The sequence below is a fragment of the Phocaeicola sp. RTP21359st1_B8_RTP21360_211022 genome, assembly GCF_040911965.1.
GTDB classification, from domain to species: domain Bacteria; phylum Bacteroidota; class Bacteroidia; order Bacteroidales; family Bacteroidaceae; genus Phocaeicola; species Phocaeicola vulgatus.
This window is the reverse complement of record NZ_JBDFXP010000044.1, coordinates 1-23,594: the sequence shown is the minus strand read 5'-3', so window position 1 is coordinate 23,594 and position 23,594 is coordinate 1. Positions and strand designations below refer to the sequence as shown.

The 23,594-nt window shown below is 41.4% G+C and carries 17 protein-coding genes and 1 pseudogene; 6 read left to right on the top strand and 12 right to left on the bottom strand.

The window, feature by feature from the left end:
• Positions 1–2: 2 nt before the first annotated feature.
• The 10 genes from coaD to AB5062_RS18365 all read right to left on the bottom strand — a co-directional run bounded on the left by coaD (position 3) and on the right by AB5062_RS18365 (position 14,805).
• The gene (gene coaD, locus AB5062_RS18410; RefSeq protein WP_005849847.1) at positions 3–458 is read right to left on the bottom strand and encodes a pantetheine-phosphate adenylyltransferase; all 456 of its coding nucleotides are present in this window, start codon (positions 456–458) and stop codon (positions 3–5) included.
• Between the two features lie 17 nt (positions 459–475).
• On the bottom strand, positions 476–2,353 hold the full coding sequence (locus AB5062_RS18405) for a DNA topoisomerase IV subunit B (protein WP_005843882.1): 1,878 nt from the start codon (positions 2,351–2,353) through the stop codon (positions 476–478).
• 30 nt (positions 2,354–2,383) lie between these two features.
• Entirely contained in the window at positions 2,384–3,520 is a 1,137-nt protein-coding gene (locus AB5062_RS18400) for a hypothetical protein (protein ID WP_005843884.1), read from the bottom strand.
• Between the two features lie 74 nt (positions 3,521–3,594).
• Positions 3,595–4,557 carry a calcium/sodium antiporter gene (locus AB5062_RS18395; protein WP_005849851.1) on the bottom strand — a complete coding sequence of 321 codons (963 nt, stop codon included), beginning with the start codon at positions 4,555–4,557 and terminating at the stop codon, positions 3,595–3,597.
• A 63-nt stretch (positions 4,558–4,620) separates the two neighbouring features.
• Complete coding sequence (locus tag AB5062_RS18390; RefSeq protein ID WP_005843888.1) at positions 4,621–5,592, bottom strand: metallophosphoesterase; 972 nt, start codon at positions 5,590–5,592, stop codon at positions 4,621–4,623.
• A gap of 10 nt (positions 5,593–5,602) precedes the next feature.
• Positions 5,603–8,371, bottom strand: coding sequence for a TonB-dependent receptor (locus AB5062_RS18385; protein WP_011965098.1), 2,769 nt, complete (start codon positions 8,369–8,371; stop codon positions 5,603–5,605).
• 557 nt (positions 8,372–8,928) lie between these two features.
• Complete coding sequence (locus AB5062_RS18380; RefSeq protein WP_005849856.1) at positions 8,929–9,408, bottom strand: hypothetical protein; 480 nt, start codon at positions 9,406–9,408, stop codon at positions 8,929–8,931.
• Between the two features lie 83 nt (positions 9,409–9,491).
• Complete coding sequence (locus AB5062_RS18375) at positions 9,492–12,515, bottom strand: hypothetical protein (RefSeq protein ID WP_032953033.1); 3,024 nt, start codon at positions 12,513–12,515, stop codon at positions 9,492–9,494.
• Positions 12,516–12,559: 44 nt separating this feature from the next.
• On the bottom strand, positions 12,560–13,054 hold the full coding sequence (locus AB5062_RS18370; RefSeq protein WP_032953060.1) for an AraC family transcriptional regulator: 495 nt from the start codon (positions 13,052–13,054) through the stop codon (positions 12,560–12,562).
• An 812-nt stretch (positions 13,055–13,866) separates the two neighbouring features.
• On the bottom strand, positions 13,867–14,805 hold the full coding sequence (locus AB5062_RS18365; protein ID WP_022508316.1) for a site-specific integrase: 939 nt from the start codon (positions 14,803–14,805) through the stop codon (positions 13,867–13,869).
• Positions 14,806–15,012: 207 nt separating this feature from the next.
• Between AB5062_RS18365 and AB5062_RS18360 the strand changes: the two genes are divergently transcribed.
• A complete protein-coding gene (locus AB5062_RS18360; RefSeq protein WP_032953301.1) occupies positions 15,013–16,032 on the top strand; it encodes a L,D-transpeptidase in 1,020 nt (339 codons plus the stop codon).
• Between the two features lie 44 nt (positions 16,033–16,076).
• The gene (locus tag AB5062_RS18355) at positions 16,077–16,832 is read left to right on the top strand and encodes a murein L,D-transpeptidase catalytic domain family protein (protein ID WP_032953302.1); all 756 of its coding nucleotides are present in this window, start codon (positions 16,077–16,079) and stop codon (positions 16,830–16,832) included.
• A gap of 23 nt (positions 16,833–16,855) precedes the next feature.
• On the opposite strand, the gene dinD is transcribed toward AB5062_RS18355, so the two are convergent.
• Complete coding sequence (gene dinD / locus AB5062_RS18350) at positions 16,856–17,632, bottom strand: DNA damage-inducible protein D (RefSeq protein ID WP_080705368.1); 777 nt, start codon at positions 17,630–17,632, stop codon at positions 16,856–16,858.
• A gap of 562 nt (positions 17,633–18,194) precedes the next feature.
• Here dinD and AB5062_RS18345 point away from each other — a divergent pair.
• From AB5062_RS18345 to AB5062_RS18330, 4 genes are all read left to right on the top strand, one after another.
• Positions 18,195–19,427, top strand: a complete 1,233-nt coding sequence (locus tag AB5062_RS18345; RefSeq protein WP_032953295.1) for a nucleoside recognition domain-containing protein — start codon at positions 18,195–18,197, stop codon at positions 19,425–19,427.
• A 44-nt stretch (positions 19,428–19,471) separates the two neighbouring features.
• Complete coding sequence (gene ybeY, locus AB5062_RS18340; RefSeq protein WP_005843908.1) at positions 19,472–19,888, top strand: rRNA maturation RNase YbeY; 417 nt, start codon at positions 19,472–19,474, stop codon at positions 19,886–19,888.
• Positions 19,889–20,114: 226 nt separating this feature from the next.
• Complete coding sequence (locus AB5062_RS18335) at positions 20,115–20,648, top strand: hypothetical protein (protein WP_005849873.1); 534 nt, start codon at positions 20,115–20,117, stop codon at positions 20,646–20,648.
• A 25-nt stretch (positions 20,649–20,673) separates the two neighbouring features.
• Complete coding sequence (locus tag AB5062_RS18330; RefSeq protein WP_005843912.1) at positions 20,674–22,374, top strand: flotillin family protein; 1,701 nt, start codon at positions 20,674–20,676, stop codon at positions 22,372–22,374.
• 346 nt (positions 22,375–22,720) lie between these two features.
• Here the strand turns inward: AB5062_RS18330 and AB5062_RS18325 are convergent.
• Positions 22,721–23,317, bottom strand: a pseudogene (locus tag AB5062_RS18325) (transposase); the annotation flags it as partial.
• Positions 23,318–23,594: the final 277 nt, after the last annotated feature.

Here is a 23,594-nt window from a genome sequence, read left to right as displayed (position 1 = left end):
GGTCAGTCTATTTTCATTCCTTCAGGCAAGAATGGCGTCACATCTTTGCCAAACTGCAACAATTCTCTTACAATCGTAGAGCTGATAGAGGTTAGTTCCGGCTCCGTAAACAACAGAATCGTTTCTATTCCGGCCAGTTTCCGGTTGATATCGGCTATAGTTTCCTCATATTCAAAATCGTGTACGGTACGGATACCACGAACAATGAACTGCGCCTCCTTAGCTCGGGCAAAGTCAATGGTCAGACAATCATAAGCATCGACCTTTACCCGGGGATCATCCGCAAAAAGTTTCTCGATCATCTCCACTCGTTTCTCTGTAGGAAACCAAGTTTTCTTATTCTCATTGATACCGATGCCGATCACCACTTCGTCCATAAAAGTCAACGCTCTCTTCACGACCGAATAATGACCGATGGTAAAAGGATCAAAGGTTCCCGGAAATATCGCTCTTCTCATATTTTTTAGTGATTCACTCACGCAATATCTTCTTCTACAACAAGGTTATCTATAATAAAATTCTGACGTTCCATCGTGTTCTTACCCATGTAGAACTCCAGTAATTCCTTTACCAGATCAGTCTTGCGGAGGGAAACTTGCTCCAAACGCATATCTTTGCCGATAAAGTGCTTGAATTCATCGGGTGAAATCTCTCCCAAACCTTTGAACCGTGTGATTTCGGGATTGGGGCTTAACCGTTCGATTGCGGCAACCCGTTCTTCTTCCGAATAACAATATACCGTTTCATAAACTCCTTTCTTGCGGTTACGGACACGGAACAAAGGAGTCTGAAGGATATATACATGACCTTTCTTTATCAAATCGGGGAAGAATTGCAGGAAGAAGGTAATCAGCAACAAACGGATGTGCATACCGTCCACATCGGCATCTGTTGCCACAATCACTTTGTTATATCGTAATCCTTCCATACCGTCCTCTATGTTCAGAGCAGCCTGAAGCAAGTTAAACTCTTCATTCTCATATACAATCTTCTTGGTCAGCCCGTAAGAATTCAACGGCTTACCACGCAAACTGAATACTGCCTGAGTATTTACATCACGGCTCTTGGTGATAGAACCGCTCGCCGAGTCACCCTCGGTAATGAAAATGCAGCTTTCCTCCTTCTTGTCTCCTTTGGCATCATTCAGGTGAAAACGGCAGTCACGCAACTTACGGTTATGAAGATTTGCCTTTTTGGCACGTTCACGTGCCAGTTTGGTCACTCCGGCTATAGCCTTACGCTCTTTCTCCGATTCTTGAATCTTCTGCAACATCACATCGGCCACATCCGTATGTTTGTGCAGATAGTTATCGACCTCAGTCTTTACAAAATCACCTACAAACTTATTAACGGTAGGACCACCGGGAGCCATATTGGTAGAGCCCAGCTTGATTTTAGTCTGACTTTCGAACAACGGTTCCTCCACATTAACGGCAATGGCAGCTACCAATCCGTTACGGATATCGGCATAGTCCATATTCTTGTTGAAATATTCCTTGATGGTACGGGCTATATGCTCTTTGAAAGCACTTTGGTGCGTACCTCCCTGTGTGGTGTGCTGTCCGTTGACAAAAGAGTAATATTCCTCACCATACTGACCGGTATGCGTAAAAGCGATCTCGATATCTTCTCCTTTCAAGTGGATGATGGGATATAATCCCACAGCCGTCATGTTGTCGTTAAGCAAGTCCACCAACCCGTTACGGGACAGGATACGCTGACCGTTATAGATAATGGCCAGTCCTGTATTCAGATAGGTATAGTTGCGGAGCATGGTTTCCACGAACTCCGGACGGAAACTGTAGTTCTCAAACAACAGGTTATCCGGTTCAAAGAAAATATAGGTACCGTTCTCCTCTGTTGTATCTTGTGTGGTATCCGTCAACAAGTCTCCCTTGGCAAAGGTAGCGATACGCACCTTTCCATCACGATAGCTGCGCACCTCGAAACGTGAACTCAATGCGTTGACGGCTTTCACACCGACCCCATTCAGTCCGACGCTCTTCTTGAACGCCTTGCTGTCATATTTACCTCCCGTATTCAACACACTAACAGCTTCAATGAGTTTTCCCTGCGGAATACCCCGGCCATAATCACGCACGCTGACACGGAGATTTTCTTCAATAATAATCTCAATCTTTTTACCCGCCTGCATTTTAAATTCATCGATACTGTTATCGATAATTTCTTTCAAAAGAACGTAGATACCGTCCTCGGCATGTGATCCGTCACCCAACTTTCCAATATACATACCGGGACGGGTACGCACATGCTCCATGTCACTGAGGTGGCGGATATTATCGTCGGTATATTCTACGGCGGGATTGTTTATCAGTTCGTTGTTTTCTTCCATATTGACTTATCACATTTTTATATATCGTTGTTACAGAATACTCTTTTTATAAGCACGACGGCGTTTATGCTGCTCGGTCTTGAAATATTCCCACTGGGCCTGCACCTTTCCGTTCAGTTCCAGTTCCGGATTACTTTCGGCATACTCGAATCCCAGCTGCTGATATACGGGGATCAAGTCCGAGAATAACAAAGCATTGACACCTTTGTTCTGATACTCAGGTTTTACAGCAACCAGCAACAAATCCAACATAGGAGGATACTTATGCAGGAACAACACTTTCAACAGGTGATACCATCCCATAGGCAGCAAACGTCCCTTCGCTTTTTGTAACGCTTCGGACAGAGAAGGCATTGAAATCCCCACTGCCACCAGTTTATCTTCGGCATCGGTCACCAAGGTTACCATACGCAAATCTACAATAGGCAAATACATCTTTATATACTGGTTGATCTGTCCTTGCGACAAAGCCGAGAAACCATAAAGCGGAGCATAAGCCTCATTCATCAACTCGAATATAGCCTGTCCATATTCGGCCGCAATTTTCTTACCCGATGTATATTTCTTCACCTTCAGGTTAAACTTACGTTGAATCAAGTCACTGATACGCTTATGCTTATCAGGAATTGCATCCGGAATATAAATTTTATATTCCACCCAATCGGCATCCTTCTCGAATCCCAACTTCTCCATATGCTGTGGGTAATAAGGATAATTATAGATAGTCGCCATGGTGCTCAACTGGTCGAATCCTTCTACCAGCATACCCTCCGCATCAAAGTCGGTAAAGCCTAAAGGCCCCTGAATGGTATCCATACCTTTTGATTTACCCCATTGGGCTACTGCATCCAACAAGGCACGTGATATTTCGATATCATCCAGAAAATCGATCCATCCGAAACGAACTTCTTTTTTATTCCAAGTCTCGTTTGCGCGTTTATTTATAATCCCTGCAATACGTCCTACCACCTTGTTATCCTTATATGCCAGAAAATACTCCGCCTCACAAAACTCGAAAGCGGCATTCTTCTTCGGGCTGAACGTATTCAGCATATCATCGTACAAATCGGGTACGGAATAGGGATTCTCTTTGTATAACTCGTAGTTGAACCGTATAAACGTCTTTAGTTCTTTCTTTGAACTGACTTTTTTAATGGTAATAGCCATGCTGTATTTTTATAAAATTCGGGGTGTAAAGATAGAAGTTTTTTTGCAGAAAACTTATTCTTTTTATGGCTTTTTCACTGTTGGGCAATAAGATAGGCGGTATAAACGACATAACAGCCAACCATCAATGCGCCTTCAAGCCGGGTTATGGTACGTTTGCGGAAAAACCAGCCTACCAGCCACAACAACAGGGAGGAAGCAATCAGTACACTTAAATCGAGGTTATTTATATTCCCCATCGGAAGCGGTGACACCGTAGCGCTGCACCCCAGAACAAAGAATATATTGAACAGATTACTACCGATGACATTGCCGATAGCAATTCCCGGATTCTTCTTTAAAGCCGCCGTAACAGATGTGGCAAGCTCCGGCAAGGAAGTACCTCCGGCTACCAATGTCAGTCCGATTACCGATTCACTGACACCCCATGAACGGGCAAGCCCGCTTGCCCCGTCGACAAAAAGCTGTCCGCCGAATATGAGTCCGGCCAGCCCTCCTGCAATATACAACACCGATTTCCATACAGGCATTTCCTTTATCTTCTGCTCCTCTCCTGCCTCATCTGCCCCATTACGGGCGATGGCAAATGTATAACGCATAAATATAAGGAAGAAAGCCAGCAGAACAAACCCATCGGAACGGCTGATAACATTGACCGCTTCCCTGTCCAGCATCATGTCATTGGCACAGACAAAAAGTACCAACGAAGAAAGAATGACTAACGGAATCTCTTTACTCATCGTCCCCTCACCTACTTTTATGGGGAGTACCAAGGCAGTACAACCTATAATCATCAAAGCATTGAATATATTACTACCCACCACATTACCAATAGCCATTTCAGCACTGCCATTCAATGCAGAAAGCACACTGATAACCAATTCGGGAGCCGAAGTGCCGAAAGCTACAATGGTAAGCCCGATTACCAAATCAGAAATACGGAAACGTTTGGCAACCGCTGCAGAACCATCCGTCAAGCCATTCGCGCCAGCTAAAATGAGAGCCAGACCACCAATCAAAAGGAGTGTATTCAACATAACAAAAAGTACATTTACAGTTTTATACCGCAAATGTACTCTTTTTCCCTAAAATAACTATTCCTATTTGGTGCGTTTTACAGTATAGATTACTTTTCCTTTCTTATCAATCATGTGCATATCCAGTTCTTTCTTGTCTGCCGTAAAGATAGAAAAGCCCGGTTCGGGACTACAGAACAGAGTGCCTTCCACTGGTTTTACCTTACGGCTCAACGAACCAGCCGAATTTACCACATAGTCGATATCACTGCCCGGCACACGAAGGTGCTGGAAGTTATGAATGTGTCCGCATGCATAGATATCCACCTTATGTTTACGGAGGATAGGATCCAGACGCTTCTGCATATCGCTGCGTTCACTGTCGTCTTTCGACGTTTCAGCATAAATGGGATGATGTCCGATTACGACTACCCAATCTTCTTTGGCAACAGTCAGTACAGAATCTATCCATGCCAATTGCTGATCCATATCTTGTTTACAGGCATCCGGATAAGTTTCGCTCTCGTTACGGTATTTGTCAATCAGAGGAGCGGTATCTATCATCACAAAACGGATGGCAGTTCCTTTCTTCTCAAAGACTTTGGTATAATAACGACCAGGCATCGACCAGCGACGACTCACATTGGTATAATCCAACACAGCCTGCGTATTACCCCGGTATTCATGATTTCCCAAGATCGGAAACCAGTCTATCATCAACTCGGGATGACTGTAAATCAACTCGTAGTTGGTCATCCAGAGCGGATCGTTAACGCTGCGCACACCTTCAAAATGGTGCACGTCTCCGGCTGCAAATACACACTCGGGACCAATAACATCCGCCATTTCTCCCATCAACTCGGCTATGGGCTTCTGGTCATAATAACCGTTACGTCCCAAATCGTTGGCCATATAAAAATTCAGTTGTTTCTCCAGTCCTTTCCAATCTTGCGGAGTCTGGGCACACACATTCAGGCAGATAGCCGTACCAATGACGGCAATCCATACCCATGTCAATACTTCTTTCATTCTTCTAATCATCATCAACGTTTTCATATACTTATTTTTAGAAACTTATTTTTAAACCTGCATTCATTCTCACGCCATAATATTCTGCCTGCATAGTACGATCCTTCGTTCCCTGGTAATAACGGAGCGGCTGGTTCAGCAGATTGTTCGCCTCAGCATAAAAGGTCATTTTCACCTTCTTGCCAAAGGTATAACTGGCGTTCACATCCATATAGTTCACAGCATCATAATATCTGTCATAAAATGTACTTGGGCCCATTTCATCGATAAAATCAGATGCAAAGTTATAGCTCAGGCGCACATTCAAGCCTCCTTTTTCAAAGTAAAGAGAGGCATTCGCCGTATGCTCGGGAGACCCCGGCAAACTCAACCCGCTCTCGTTCTCACGTCCTTCGAAGTTAAAGTCCTCCACGCGTGAGTGCGTATAAGTATAGGTTCCATAGAAACCCACATACTTCAAGGCCGGAGCAATGAAGCCGAAATCACGCTGATAAGAAAATTCCAATCCCCACAGATTAGCATTTCCTGCATTCTTGGGCTGAGTGAAACGGGTATATTCTGTTCCTTGGTATTCATAGTTGGTCAGTACCTGATCTACGATGAAATCGTCTATTTTCTTATAGAAAAAACCTGCGCTCACTAAACCTACACTCTTGAAATAATAATCGGCACTCAAATCAAAGTTATAAGAAATAGTCGGTTTCAAGTCAGAATTACCAATCTTTATTTCATTATCACCACGGTTGATATTCACACTGGGAACCAAAGCTGAATATTTGGGCCGGCTCAAGGTCTGCGTGTAAGAACCGCGTATCTTGAAATCATCATTTACATCCCATTTCACCAAAATAGAAGGAAGGAAATTCACATAACTGTTGGTCATGCGGCCGGTCTTGGTGGTCTTATCTGTCTCATCATCATAGTTACGGCCGGTATAACGAAGGGAAGTATGTTCCATACGGAGTCCCGCCATCAGGTTTATATCGGAAGCGAATTTATGATCAAACCGCACATACCCGGAACTTACAGTTTCACGAGCCTCAAAGTTCTCAGCCAATTCGGCTTGTACCTGTTCTTTATCGAACTGGGAAGCATCATTTAAATTCAATCCACCCACATATTCTTTACTGGCAAATGTTCCTACCTGATATTTGTCGCTCGGCATAAACTTATCCGTACTCTGGTCTACCGTATTTTTCAGGCTGTTGGTCATGAAGGCATCCTCGTCTTTCGGAGTATATTCGTAGAAGTCTATTTCTTTCTCTTTTGTTTTACGTACTACCTTCGCACCGAACTTCAGTTTGGCTCCATTATTTAAACTGGCCTTGAAATTGGCCGAGAATTTCATATCTTCTTCTTTGATGTCCTCCTGTTGTTCCGTCAGTTCCTTCAAGCTGAACTTATCACTCAGTGTCAAAGTAGCACCTGTTCCAGGTGTTGCCAACGGCTGGCGTTCATCACTCAAGTCCATATCAAATTCCTGCTTTTTCAGTTGGAAGTCAAGATAACGTTCATTAGGGCGTTCTTCCGTAGCTTTTGCATAACTGGCATTCCAATCCATACCGATTGCCCCCCATAAGTGTTCTCCGCCCAAAGCGAAATCCATGGTACGCTGACGCTCCAGACGGGCATTGCGATTATCAGGAGTACCTGCTTTGGTCTGGATGCGGACTGTGCCTTTTCCGTTCTCATCCAAATCCTTGATATTGGTACGGTAACGGTTTTCCCAATCGTTACGGTTGTTGAAGATCCCTTTGAAAGTCAATTTATGGTTTTCATTGATATCAAAATCAAAAGCCGCCGAATAACTTTGACGTTCACGGGTGACAAAGTACTGGCGCATCTGATAATCGCTGACATATACTTTGCCATCTTCATTTTGTTCCCACATGAATTCAGTATCATAAGAACCGGAAGGAGCATTCTGATAAGAAGCGGAGAGCAGCATGCCCAGTCTGTCATTGAAGAAACGATCGCCGTAAGTGAAACCTAAGTTCAACTGGGCTTTCTCGCTGATCCAGTTGTAACCACTTCCCGCTGTAGCATTGATAGTGCGTTTATAAGGAGAATTTTTGGTTACCAGATTGATGGAACCACCGATAGCATCGCCGTCCATATCGGGTGTAACGACTTTGCTTACTTCGATGGTCTGAATCATATCGGCAGGAATCAAGTCCAACTGCACGTTACGGGTATCCCCTTCAGCAGATGGGACACGGTTGCCGTTAATGGTGACGGAGCTTAAATCGGCACTAGTGCCGCGGACCTGTCCGAAACGGGCCTCGCCTTGATCGTATTGCACATTGATGCCACTGATACGTTTCAATGCATCACCTATGTTTGAGTCGGGAAATTTCCCTACCTGGTCGGCAGATACAACATTAGTGATACCCAGATTATTCTTTTGTGTATTGATTGCTTTCTTCTGTCCTTGAAAAGCTCCCTTTACCTGCACTTCCTGCAGTTCCACCCCTTCATTCATCACTATATCTTTTTCTAAAGTCTTGCCTTCGGGGACGGTAACTTTCATTTCAATGGGGCTATAACCTACGTAGGTTACTTTAACTGTGTAAGTTCCGGGTTTCAGATTGGGCAGCGTATAAAAACCGTTCACATCACTGATTACTCCGGTTTTCAGATTTTCAACAAAGATGGAAGCACCCGGCAGAATTTGTTTTCCATTGTCTATCACACGTCCGCGGATAGCGCCTTGCCGGACAATGTTTTCATTTTCCTCGGCAAATGCATTTCCACAAACACCTGCCATCAGCAGCATAAGAGACACAGCTCTAACAACCTTTTTCATATACTTTTTTATGCGTTATAAATCTGCCGCAAAAGTAGATGGGTCAGGTTTCTTGAGAGTTACACTCTATTAAAGGTTTCGTGACAAAGGAGTTTCATTCCTGTTACAAGATATTCGGTGCAAGACGACGGATACAAAGTATGGACAAGGCTTACAAAACAGCAGAGTAAGATTTTTCTTACTCATGCGATCACTCTTTCGTAACTTTTGAAAAGGAACAGGTATAATATGATTAAGAAAGAAATACTTTCACAGATTATCGTAATGCTGTTATCCTTGCTATGGGTAAATGCACTGCTATCTGGATCCATAGGGAACTTACCGGACAGAAGAAATCTCTCCGGACACAAAAAAAGAAGCTGACAGTCCGGATTATCTGGTTGAACTGTCAACTTTTCGACTACAAGCCTGAGAAACCGTTCTCTTTTGACCCTGCTACAATTTATAACTATAATCTTTTGTATTGAAAATCACATAAATATCCTAAACAAACACCCCCTTCAATAATTTTTAAATGACACTTTTTCCCACGACTGCTTATATAAATCGATCATTAGCTAATTCATCATACAAAGCCGCCATCCACCCAAATAATTCATCAGCTTAAAATACCAACTACTAGTTGCAATAGGTGTTCCACTTTCTCCTTTCTGCATAACAATCGTGCACTTCACCTCGTTTTTAACAGGAGTATAGAACTTTATATAATCTATCTTATAACTTAATACAGGAAAAGATTCCATCATTTTTGCGACTTGATGCAATTCATTGTTATCCAATTGAATAGGTTCATTCCAAACATCTGCCGAATCGGCTTTATAAAGCATAGCTGCGGCAGATTCCAGCTGACCATTTTTCGCATATTCCATAAATTGATTTATTAGGTTTGTTATCAAAACCGTATCAACTTCCGTTAGATGAGCTACAAATTCATTAATACTCTTCTCTTCTTTGCTTTGCACCTTCTGTTTTCCTGATTGACAAGAAAAGGTTGTTAATAAAACAGTCAACAATAAAATAAATTTCAGTTTTTTCATTTCATTCTTTCCTCCTATTAAAAAAGGCCAGCCACTATGAATGGCCGGCCCTTATTTAAATTAAACTCAAAGTTATTACAATATTAGTTCTGAATAGTCTTATTGATATTCAAATCAACTTCGGTATAGATAGTACCCCACTTATAAGTAACTTCCAGCGGAACGCGGATTGTAAACTTACCTAAAGTAGTACCATTATTGTAATAATAGAATTTACCATTATCGCCAACCTTCAGAGCAGTAAATACATTGGTTGTAGATTTATCTTCACCGAAATACAATTTTACATTCTTCGTTACAGAAGATAATTTAGTAGAACCTAATGTTCCACCATTCAAAGTTGTTGTAGCGTTTTCAATATCAGCAGCAACTTTAGTTACGCCATAAAATCCATAGAAATTATATTTCTTACCATCATCACCAGTAGTATCTTCTGCTTTATCAAAATACTTGTCTCTCCAATCAATCAGATTCAAGGTCAAGCCTGCAATAGAAGCACCATTAGTAGCATCAATTAATTCATCTACATCTGACGGATCTACTGATACAGGACGCAAATATTTAGCATAGAATACGTTGTTACCCAAAGCATAATCTACATAATCGCAGTTAGCAGCATTAATTTGCAATTTAGCAGTAAATGTCTGGTCTTGTCCCAGCAAGTTGTGATCTGCATTGTTCAAAATATCTTTTGCAAAATCATTTTCTTGATATTCCATCACTGTTCCAGCAAGAACAACAACTGCTTTTGTTACAGCGTTATTAGTAGCTTGTAGAGTTTTTCCATCAGCAGATACAGTGATATCATATTGAGCACCAGAAGCACCATTCACGACATAAGCAGTTCCCTTCTTAGTCAAATGATCTTGAGGGTTAGCAAATACAACTTCCTTAGTCAACTTATCATTAGCAAATGCAGGATAAGTAGCGTCACTTGTCACGGTAATCACATTACCAGTGAAAGTATTCAAGATTTCGCTATCAAATGTACAATCATTAGAGTTATCGCTAACAACTTGATGAACATTAGCATGGATATCTGAATAACCAGAACCTGCTACAGCACCGTTCTTTTCATACCAATATTTATCAATCTTAGCAGAGTTTTCAATGGTACCATTAGGAGTAAAGTTCAAAGGACTAGGAGTCCAAGTGAAAGTAACATATACATATTGATATACACCTTCAGATACTTCATAGCTATAACGTACATTTACTGCAATACTCTTAGCACCAGCCTTAAAGATGTGATATGCCTGATTATTCTTAACTACCCAAGTCAAAACTTCAGTCATTTCATCCGCCGGATCCCAATTAGTCTGTGAAACCACACCAACCGGAGTAGTAACAGCCTTAGAATCAACAGTAATTCCATCATACTGAGTAGCATTTACCAAAGCTTGTTGCTCTACGTCTTCTACAGCACCATCCAATTTGAAATTCTTATGGAATTCATCCTTAGAAATACCAATTTCTTCCAATTGAGCCAGAATCTGTTCTTCAACTTGATGCCATGACAAACCAAGTTTAGTCTCTGTTTCTGTACAATCAACAGTATAACCATTGGCAAATGGGAAATTCGGGGTCAATACAACTTCATTCTGATTAGCAGTATCGGTAATCTTGAATTTTAAATAACCAACAGAAGCTATTTTTCCGCTAATAGTATCAGTCAAGATAACACGAACCAACGGTTCACGATCTTTTGTAGCTTTATTCTGAGTAAATCCCCAAGGTTGCTGCTTACCACCACTTGTCATCTGAGGACGAATAACAGAACCCTTCAATGCAGCATGAGCACTTTCTGAAGTTTCGTTATTACCTTTATGATAACCAACTAATTCGTAAGAATATTTGAAACCATATTTTTCTACAGTACCATCAGCAGCACGAACATCCCATTTTGAATGTGTACCTTCTTTATCTATATTAGTTCTGTGAGTATTGACCAAACGAGCAATATCGATACCATTGCTGTTCCAGACAATCTTGCAAACATGTTCATTATCAGCAATAGCTTCAGCAGCAGTTGTAAACAAGTGGCGGTCATTTGCATGAATACTATCTACAGCTGCCAATACCAAGTCCTTGTAATAAGCAGCCTTAACAGCAGCATAATCAGAAGTAACAACGGTATCCCCCTTACTTACTTGCAAAGCTAATACAGTTACTTGCTCATCATTTTCAATGTTCTTAATATCAGCATCTGTAAAATGAGCATTTACAGTCAATATACCCTTGGGGGCCTTACCGTTTGTAACATTAGTTTTTACTACTTTCGGAGCTGTCGCAGCAGAACGAGTATAATTCTTGTCATAACGCAAGAAAGTATATGCTTTTACATCACCTGGAACTTTCGCTACGGTAGGATTTACATGATAATCAGCTACCAAGTCCGGAATCATTGTAGTTGCTTCACCTACAACAGGAGCATCCTTATCATAATTTCCATCTGCATCTACTTTAGCTACTGTCAAGGTTTTATAATTAAGACCAATAGCTTCCATTGCTTCAATACCCTGATAATAGAATGCAGGTTGGAATACTAACGCCTTCAAATCAGCAACCAAAGAGAATGTAGCAGATTTTCCATCTAGTTCAATGACATAGCCAATCACCTCACCAGTTTCTTCATCTTTCACTTCTGTAATAGAGCCAACGCTTTGAGGTTTCTCTACACCTGAGATTTTTACATCTCCATAATACAGATAGCCATTGTTCCACTTCAACAAAGTAGGATCAAATGCCGCAGGAGCATCAGTTGTAGGCAGGGGTGCTTCAGAAACGACCTTGTCACCATCTAACAACTGTATCTTACCATCTACAACTTTCAAAGAGTAAGTGGGAAGTTCAGCAGGCATCGGAAGTTGGAAAGTTTCACCGTTACCGCCGGTAACAGTCAACTTACCTGTTGCCGCATCATACTTGACAGCTGTGACATATTTTCCAGCTGCGGCCTGTAATTCAGACAAATCTTTAGTCAGCTTGTCCACTTTCTCGTTCAAGCTGTCGATGTCATCATCATAGTCCTTACAAGATACAAATGTTCCTGTCGAGGTAACCATCAAGGCACCAAACAGGATTGCACTTAAAAACTTTTTGTTCATAATAGAAAAACTTTAAATTTATAAATTTAAAAAACTAAAATTGATTATACATAAATCATTGATTCTAAGAGCAAATTATTCTGTTCTCGAGCTAGAAAGCGCAAAGGAGACATTCCGACTATTTTACTAAAAGAGGCATAAAAAGCACTTCTAGAGGCAAAGCCACATCGCTGTGGGAGTTCTTCTAATGAACATTTCCCAGCATGAAGTAACTCTTTGGCATATTCCACACGGTAAGTATTCAGCAACTCCTTCAAATTACAGTTGAAATACTTGTTTACCACATTCGACAGGTAAGTTTGGTTGGTGTCTATCATAACGCTAAACTTTTTCAAAGAAAGCTCCGAATCCAAAAAAACTTGCTTTATTTCAAGGTTATACAATATACATTTATATAGGGCACAATCCACCTTTCTCCCTTCAGTCCCCTTATTGGCGAACTGTAGTTCCCACTGGCGTTCAGCAGCCTTAAGAAGCAGGCTTTTCTGCCTATTCGAAGTAGCAGTCCGTCTGTGTCGTCTCAAGAATAGATAGTCCATATTTTTATTTACTTTTAATCTTCGCTTTAACATCTTCACAACCATACATTATTATATGGCGTGTCATCAGTTATACGATAGATCTCTTATTAAGAGATATATAAGAGATCTATAACACATTATAAATCAACAAAATACATTCACACAAGAATACTTTGAAAGACTAAATCATGTATTCAGAAAACGTTTTTTTTGAATCAATTATTAAATTTCCTTGCTAAATTGTTCTAATTCTCAAAACTTTGCTTAAATTTGCGACAAAATATATATCTCTTAATAAGAGATATATAATATTCCAACTTAGTATTTTTTCTATAAAGTTCTTGTAATAAGAGTATTATCTCCAAAATCAAAGAATAAAATCCAAGTAAACTTTGCCTTTTCTTTTATTCAAGTTTGTCTATTAAAAAATAGTTGTATCAGCTATAATTCACATAAAAAAACAAACCTATGACAATTGTCATATTACGGAAAAATATTGAATATTTGGAAGCTGATATTTTTTTCATAACAAATAGGTGGACAAAAACAGCATAATGGTTTATGGCAATTGTTTCAGAATCTATCTGTAATCCGATTCTCCTTTACTATAAGGTATCTTCTGACAAAAGATAACAATAAAGAGATCATAGGCTGTGCCGACCTTGCAACAAACATATTCAACTCAGCCACATCAGAAAGTGCTATCATCTTTAGAGAGAACAAACACACATTTATTAAAAAAATACTAGACACACTGATCCCGTCAAATGGAGGATACCTTGTGATATGATATCCTCTTTTTGACAAGAAACAATATCTTTACCCTATTATCACAAGAATTCCCTCAGCACCACCATATTCGCTTTGTCTATCACGGTGGTATCCAATGCTGCCAGATAAATCAAAGTCGTTTTTTCCGAATCATGTCCCATCCCTTCACTTATCACAGAAAGAGGAATATGTTTGCCTCTGGCAACACTGGCCCATGAATGGCGCGCCACATACATAGTCAAAGGATGAACAAGCCCCAACTTTTTCCCTATTTCTTTTAGCCTTCTGTTCACCAAGCAAATTGAATTTTTATATTGCAATCTTTCATCTTTCCTGATATGAATTATAATAGGAAGAAGATAAGTCGAATAGTTTCCGGGATATTTATCCACTATATCCTGCATGCATTTCTCCCATCTGATGGAAAGCAACTGACCGGTTTTCTTTCTTCTATAAGTCAGCATACCATTATTTAAATCTGTTTTTTTAAGAAAAGCCATGTCCACAAATGACATTCCCCGGGTATAAAAGCTGAACATAAACATATCACGCGCAAACTCCATTGACTGAGAGTGACTTAAATCCATCTCCTTCAGTTGTCTGATTACTTTAAAAGAAATGGCCCGCTTCACCGTTTTTTCCACTCCCGTATAGACGTGCTTAAAAGGAAAACGCTGTCTGATCACCCCTTTATCTACTGCACGATTATACGTTGCACGCAAAATACGCATATAAAAAGAAACGGTGTTCATACTTGCTCCCTGCTCCTTTAAATAAGTTTCATACCCCATCATCAACTCGGCATCCATATTGCTCAACAGAACATCCTTGCCATCCATAAATTTCATAAAACTGTTCAGTGTAGCTCTATACGTCTCACTGGTACGCAATTTTCCCGATTGTCTCAGACTGGCAATATTCACTTGCATAAAGGAAGACAGTGTCTTCTTACCTGAAAAGGATAATCTTTTACTTCTTACTCTAGTTGATTCCACCATAATACTTGTTTTTAAGTTGATTCTTTTTTTCTGTAAAAACCTCAAGCCAAGATAAACGATTATTCCCAGCGGTCCTTTATAAGGTATGCAATAGGGGAGATTGTTCAAAGAAACAGGAATTTTTCACTGCATTTAAAAACAAAAACGCATGTTTATTCCTTTTAAAGAATTATATTTGTAGAAGAAAGCCACAAACCTGTGTCTATGATGAAAAGAATAGAATTCATATATTTATTGACCGGTTTCTGTACAATCTGCTCGTGTACCTCGAAAGCAAATAGCGAAATTAAGGAAGTGATAACAGAGGTACACAATACTGTGACAGAAGCCATCACCGAGATTGTAGAAAAAGATATCAAACCCGAAGACATCAGGCTTGACAAGGAACTGCTGTATGATAAACATACTTTGAAGGATACCTATCCTTATAAAGACACCACCCGCCATTTCCAATGGGAGAAAATAAAGGAGCGGCTGGCATTGTTGGAGAATATTCGAAAAAAGCCGTCACAATGGTGCATCTTACAGAATTATAAAAACCGGAACGGAGAAGCGCCTTTAGTGAAAAGTTTTAAAAGGGATGCATACAAACGGATAGCCGACACATTGGGAGTGGAACGCTATCAGGGAATTCCCCTTTTCCTAACAGATGACACCCTTACTGCCGAACGCTACGGACTGGATGGACTTCTTACCCGTCACCTAGGTGAGGAAGGAAAGTTCACCAAAGTAGAACCTGTCTTTATAGGTGGCGAATGGTATGCTCCGACAAAATATATAAAACTGATTCCCGACAGCGTAGTGTTCAACAAAGCTATTTTTATAGACCGCCATAATCAGAATATAACTACTTTGGAACGGAAAGAAAAGGGCTACTGGCTGATACGTAGCATGAATCCTGCTACAACAGGACAACATCGTCCTCCATACGCCCAAGAAACTCCATTGGGTATGTTCGTTCTGCAAGAGAAAAAGACCAAGATGATTTTTCTAAAAGACGGTTCTGCCGCCACCGGTGGTTTTGCACCTTACGCCAGCCGTTTCAATAATGGTGGTTATATTCACGGAGTACCCACCAATGCACCGGCAACAGGGATCATAGAATACAGTTATACGTTGGGTACCATCCCCCGCTCACATATGTGTGTAAGAAATGCCACCTCTCATGCCAAGTTTATTTTCGAATGGGCACCTGTTAATGAGACGATTATATTTGTTTTGGAATAGAAATGTGCGTAACTTTGCACCCGTTATCCAGTTTTTCCATACGTATGCAGAAAGCTTTTTTACTCCTGTTCCTATTCCTCTTTCCGTCGAGCAATGTATCGACCCGGACGGCTACACCCGAAAAGAAAGTTGCTACATCTGTCCCTGCACCTCAAAAAATGGACGGCGAACAATTATTCGAAGATATGCAATTGGGAGGGGTGGTCAATTTCCTGGCATTCCGACAGGCTGTGGCAGGATACAACTTGATTAAACAAAAAAGCAAATCCATACTGACATTGATTGATTTCACCAAAGCCTCTACCGAAAAACGTTTGTTTGTCTTTGACATGGAACAGAAAAAGATGCTATACTCATCAGTGGTCTCTCATGGGAAAAACAGCGGCGAGAACTATGCTACCTCTTTCTCCAACGAAGTCGGCTCTTATAAAAGTTCCCTCGGCTTCTATCTTACCGGAAACACTTATCAAGGCAGAAACGGATACTCCCTTTTATTGGACGGGCTGGAAAAAGGAATCAATGACCGGGCCCGTGAACGTGCCATCGTAGTTCATGGCGCCGCATACGCCAACCCTTCCGTCTGCAAATCAGGCAGACTGGGACGAAGCTTCGGTTGTCCGGCTTTACCACAGGCACTGACCAAACCTATTATCAATACGATAAAAGGGGGAAGCGTACTCTTTATCTATGCCAATAATAAAGAGTATATGGCTAAAAGCTCTATTTTGCCTAACCAGACATCACAAGAATTATTTACTGAAGCATGTGAAAGTGAGCAAACCGTTTCAGCTCATTTATAGTTTCTCCTCAAGCGGTTCCTTCATTATTTCTTAGTTATTTTCTTTTCTTCTGATTTCAAACGGCGTTCCACTTTCTTTAAATCTTCGCCTGCTGACAATTGTTCCGGATAGATTCCTCGGCTTACCATCATATTCCGAACAGCCGTATTATTCTCAATATGTTCTTTTTCAATTGATGACTGTCCATAAAGATCTTTTTGTTGTACGTTAATAGAAGTCATCTCGGCAGCAAAATCTTTTGCCTTAATGCTGATGGTTGGTAAGAAATCGGCCAGCAGACGACTGTCGGGCGCACCAAGTTTACGTTTTAGCAACGCTGTGTCAAGACGAAACAAGGCTTTATCTCCTTTTGAACGGATAATGGCAAAACCTTTACTATCTACTCCGCGTTCATAAAGCACACCCGATAACAGCTTTTCCGTTTCAGCCAATTTAGTCCGTGCTTGAACCCGCTCATAATCCAACAGACGTTGTTCCACCAATTCTGCACGCCTTGTCTGAACAGCAAAGTAGTTTTGAGCAAAAGCTATAGCCGGTTTACGCGCATCACCGTTTTGAGCAATCAAATAACAGGCATAACGGGTAAAATAGATATCATCTATCTCTCTTTCTGCACCAGACCCCACAGAAACCATTTTGCTGACGTCAGCAAAATGGTAGGCCACATCTTCACCTGCATTCGTGCAAGCAGCTTTCGCTTTATTGATGATGGTCTCAAAGTTTCTACACTGGGTATAACCCAATAAGGAATACAACTCGCGTGCACTCCAACACTTTACTCCATGATAATCACAAACGATACTTTCAAACTGCTTGAACTAATCTTTTATTTCCTCGGTTTTCATCATATATTCCCCCCTTATTACTTGTTATTACGTCAATGCCCTCCTTCTACTACAGAATTCACACTGCATATTTGCACAAATATAACCTTTTATTATCAGATCCGACCAACAAAACTCTTTTTCCTAACTATTTCGATTCTTATATTATCCGTTTCTTCTAGAACAGACTTATTCCAAGAGTTATTTTACATTTCATTAGTATCCATTTCAAAGCATATTTAAATCCATAAAAAACATTTTTCTTTATATACCCGACAAATAGCAAACTACCAAACGTCTTTTTTACTCTTTTTGATATTCTTTAAACTCGCGAGAATCGCTTAAACGCTTCCTTCTCGTCCCGTTCATCGAAATAATCAAATGAGAGAGTAGTTTGCTCTTAAAATCATTTCATACTATTTTGCTATCGTGTTCAAACAAAGATTGGAAATAAAAATAAGAGAATTGAATCTTTTCTAATTCAAAAACGAATAATTTGACTACTTTTGTCCGAGTTATTACTAATAAAACTAGCGATATGGTTTTGAACTACATTTGGATAGCCTTTTTTCTGATAGCCTTCGTGACAGCGTTGATGCGACTCGTTTTCCTAGGCGACACACAAGTGTTTCCCGAAATTATCAACTCTACTTTCAATTCCTCCAAAACCGCTTTTGAGATTTCATTGGGACTGACCGGTGTCCTTTCTCTTTGGCTGGGTATCATGAGAATAGGTGAACAGGGCGGAGTCATCGCTCTGTTTTCCCGATTGCTGGGACCTCTGTTCAGCAAACTTTTTCCCGATATTCCCAAAGGACATCCAGTAACAGGCAGTATCTTTATGAACCTGGCGGCCAATATGCTGGGGCTGGATAATGCCGCCACTCCCTTAGGACTGAAAGCAATGGAGGGCCTGCAAGAATTGAACCCCAAGAAAGATACTGCCAGCAATCCCATGATCATGTTTCTGGTACTGAATACATCAGGGCTTACACTGATTCCTATCAGCATCATGGTATATCGTGCACAGCTGGGAGCAACCCAACCTACAGATATATTTGTACCCATCCTGCTGGCAACCTTCTTCTCCACTTTGGCAGGCATTGTAGCAGTAAGTATTTATCAGAGAATCAATCTGTTTAACCGCACTATCCTCCTCTTTTTAGGAGGAATGAGTTTGCTGGTAGCAGGAATTATTTATTTCTTCAATACCTTGTCACGAGATCAGATAGATATTTACTCCACTACCTTTGCCAATGTCTTTCTATTTCTTATCATCATCGGCTTTATTGTGGCAGGGATCAGAAAAAGAATCAATGTCTACGACTCCTTTGTCGAAGGGGCCAAAGAAGGATTCAGCACCGCCGTGCGCATCATTCCTTATCTGGTAGCCATACTGGTAGGTATCGGAGTCTTCCGTGCATCGGGTGCGATGGACTATTTGATTGACGGTATCGGCAACGCCGTAAAGCTATGCGGTATCGACAGTGATTTCGTAGGAGCGCTCCCTACGGCGCTGATGAAACCTTTGAGCGGAAGCGGGGCACGAGGGTTGATGGTAGATGCCATGACCACATACGGTCCCGATTCCTTTGTAGGCAGACTGTCCTGTATCTTCCAAGGCTCCACAGACACCACCTTTTATATTCTGGCGGTATATTTCGGCAGCGTAGGAATAGTGAGGACACGCCACGCCGTTCCTTGCGGACTGCTAGCCGATGCGGCAGGGGTCATTGCAGCTATTCTTATCTGTTATCTTTTCTTCGGCTGAAATACTTTCCTTATCTTTGTACATTATAAAAAAATAATCAGCCTATGATAAGTTATCAAACCGAAGGGGTAAAAATGCCCGATATCAAAAAGAAAGAAACCACCGGATGGATTAAAGAAGTAGCCGCCTGCTATGGAAAAAGAGTGGGAGAAATCGCTTACATCTTCTGTTCGGACGATAAAATTCTGGAAGTGAACCGACAGTATCTGCAACATGATTATTACACGGATATCATCACTTTCGACTATTGTGAAGGCGACCGTATTTCCGGCGACTTATTCATCAGCTTGGATACTGTCCGCAGCAATGCAGAACAATTTGAGCAACCCTACGACCGCGAGCTTCACCGGGTGATTATTCATGGTATCCTGCACTTGTGCGGCATCAACGACAAAGGCCCCGGTGAACGGGAGATTATGGAAGCCGCCGAAAACAAAGCGCTGGCATTGATTTCCCTATAACAGGACATACAAGGCAGAACAACCTATAAAAGCTACGGGCATAGTTCGCAAGAATGATTGTCCGTAACCTTTTAAAGACATGCCCATAATTAGGAAAACTTTCCGCCGGACGGATAAAAAACATCGAAAGCTGTACATGCACAGCTACATTTCTTCCCTTATCTTCTTGCTTTTTCGGATTAATTGCTTTATTTTGTGAATTGAAAAACAGATAAACACAAAATATATGGAAGCTAACGTATATTTTTTCGCTGCATTAGTAAGTACGGGAATCTTTCTTCTGCAATTCATCTTATCCATCTTTTTCGGCAGTATGGACACCGACATAGACGTTAATGCCGATGGCAACGCCGATATAGACATGAGCAGCGTACTCTCCTTCAAAGGACTGATTCATTTCTGCATGGGTTTCGGTTGGTTCATGTATTTATGCCAGCCTCCCTACATTGTCTTACATTACCTGGGCGCCGTGATAAGCGGCAGCTTTTTTGTCTTCGTCCTGGCTTGGATTTATAAACTCTGCTATAAGCTGAAACAAGAAAACAAGCCCGAACAGGGAGAAGAATTAATAGGCAGGAAATGCGAAATATATACCCGCTGCCAAGAACAAGAACAGGCAGGAACAGACTATGTGGTCTATATCGCCATCAATGGCGCACAAAGAGAACTTACCGTGCGGAGCATACAGGGTAAAAGCTACCGGGAAGGCGATATCCTCACACTGAAGGATTACAAGGAAGGAATCTATTATATTGATTAAATAAACCCTAAAAACGCAATCATTTATGGATGAGCAGATTCTCATTTATGCAGCTATTCTGGTAGCTGTCATCGTCCTGACCATCGTCGGGATTTTAAGTCGTTACCGCAAGTGCAAGAGCGACGAGGTATTGGTAGTATATGGTAAGACCGGCGACAAGAAATCGGCTAAACTGTATCACGGAGGAGCCGCTTTTGTATGGCCCATTATCCAGGGATACTCTTTCCTGAACATGAAACCCATGCAGATTGACTGCAAACTGACCGGTGCCATTTCCAAACAAAACATCCGCGTAGATGTGCCCACTACCATCACTGTGGCCGTAAGCACAGAGCCCGAAGTTATGCAGAATGCAGCCGAACGCTTACTGGGACTGAATATCGAAGCACAACAGGAACTGATTAAAGACGTTGTTTACGGACAAATGCGTCTGGTCATTGCCGACATGACCATCGAACAACTGAACAGTGATCGTGATACATTCCTTGAGAACTGCCGCAAGAACATCGACTCCGAATTGAAGAAATTCGGTCTTTACCTGATGAACATCAACATCAGCGATATCCGCGATGAAGCCGATTATATCGTCAATCTGGGAAAAGAAGCCGAAGCGAAAGCCAAGAACGAAGCCTTGGCTAACATTGAAGAACAACAGAAACTGGGTGCCATCAAGATTGCGGAACAACAAAAAGAACGTGCCACCAAAGTAGCGGAAACCAACCGCGACAAGAACACTCAACTGGCCGATACGCAACGTGACGAGGAAATTAAAGTAGCCATAGCCGACAAGGAACGTGAATCGAAAGTAGCAGAAGAAAATGCCGAAAAAGAATCACGTATCGCCAAAGCCAGTGCCTCTATGGAGGTGAACAAGGAACAGGCGCGTACCGAACAGGAAAGCCGTACGGCAGAGCTCCAATCCGATATGGAAATAAAGCAGGCGGAAGCACAAAAGAAATCGGCCATCGGGCAAAATAACGCTGCCAAAGAGGTTGCCGAAAGTAATGCGGAACTGGAAGTTACCAAGGCGGAAGCCTCTAGAAAAGCCGGTGAAGCACAAGCCCGGACACAAGCTGCCGTCCTCACCGCACAGGAAAACGCACAGCGTGAAATAGAAGAAGCGAAAGCCCGCAAAGTGGAACAGGCCTTGAAAGCGGATAAGATTGTTCCTGCCGAAATAGCCAAACAGCAGGCCATCTTGGATGCGGACGCATTGGCCGAGCAAATAAAACGTAAGGCAAATGCAGAAGCGGAAGCTATCCTGGCCAAAGCACAGGCGGAAGCCAAGGCCATCCAGATGAAACTGGAAGCAGAAGCGGAAGGCAAGAAGAAATCCTTGCTGGCCGAAGCGGAAGGTTTCGAGGCCATGGTGAAGGCTGCCGAGCGCAATCCCGAAATCGCCATCCAATACAAGATGGTTGACCAATGGAAGGAAATCGCTTCGGAACAGGTTAAGGCATTTGAACATATCCAACTGGGAAATGTTACTGTATTTGACGGTGGCAACGGCACAACGTCCAATTTCTTGCAGAATGTGGTCAGCAAAGTGGCTCCCGCACTGGGTATTCTAGACAAGCTTCCCATTCATGATACCTATCAGAACATTGTCAATCCTTCCTCGAAAGGAAATGCACAGAATAAACCGGAGAAAGAGGATTTTGAACCGGTAGACAAGGACGGAAAGAAACGCCCGACCGACACCCCTCCTGCTCCGGACAAGAAATAACAGGAAATAGTTTACTTTAAATTCTTATCTTATTGACAGATTGATTTGAAAGACAAACGCTTATAGAAGTTTTAAAAAGTTTCGGGTAACGATTTGGAGATTGTGCTAATTTCAGTATTTTACAGCCTCCTACTTATGGAACAACCCTCTTAGGATACAAAGATACAGATATTTTTTGAATAAGCAAATATTTTTATTCATAGAGAAAAAGGCTTCTTCTTATGGAGCATGTTTCAACAGATAAGAACAAGAATATGATACAAAATATTTGCAATAAAAATGAAGGTGTGTCATATACGCGATGCGCCTTTTTTTTTTCGTTGACTATAAAAATCGGCTCATTTTTTTAAGCTGCGATATTTTGAGGATTTCTTTGATTTATGTGTTCGCAACATCTAAATATAGCTACTGTAAGCTCATAAAACAGTCTAATCAGTCAATCCATACCTTCTTTAGCCATTTTTGCACACATCTTTTTTATATTGAAGGCAATGGCAAAGAAGGCAAAGTCCATGAAGATCTTATCCTTTCCAAAATGGCGGAAACGTTTGTAGTTCATATTGTATTTCATTTGTTCGAACACAGCTTCCGGTTCTATGCATCTCTGTCCTCTGTGTTTCAGTCCTTCCTTGGAACACAGCAGCTCTTTGGCTTTCTGCCTGTATCTTCTGAGTCTGTGATTCTGTTCTATCGTCCTGTTCTCCTTTGCCTTAAAATATCGGCATCTTAGCGGACAGTCTTCACATCTGACGGCTCTGTATTTGGCATTTTCGCTGACATATCCGAATGCTGTTTTCACATGTCCGGTCCCTATCCTTTGCATCTTTTGTCCCATAGGGCAGATACAAAAGTCATGTTCTTCATTGTAGTAGAAGTTTTCCGCCTTGAACGGGTCCGGTTTGAACCTCGACCGCTGTTCCACGTGGAAGTAGTTGTACTTGACGCCATAACACATAATCTTGCAAAAGTAGCCTCTTAGGAGGTTTATGGCAACGAAAAAACAGTTTGAAAGGATGAAATCTTCAAAAGCAAGCTTATAAATTCTTCTTTTGAGAACAATACAAATGACTTCAATCTGAAATAAAACAAAAAAAGACCATCTCAAGTTTATTTTGAGACAGCCTCTTCATGAGTGGTGGCACCAAATTGATTTCTAGAAATCCGGTATAGTGGTTTGCCACTGCTATAGCGTATAAATTGTTTTGCCGATATTTTATCGG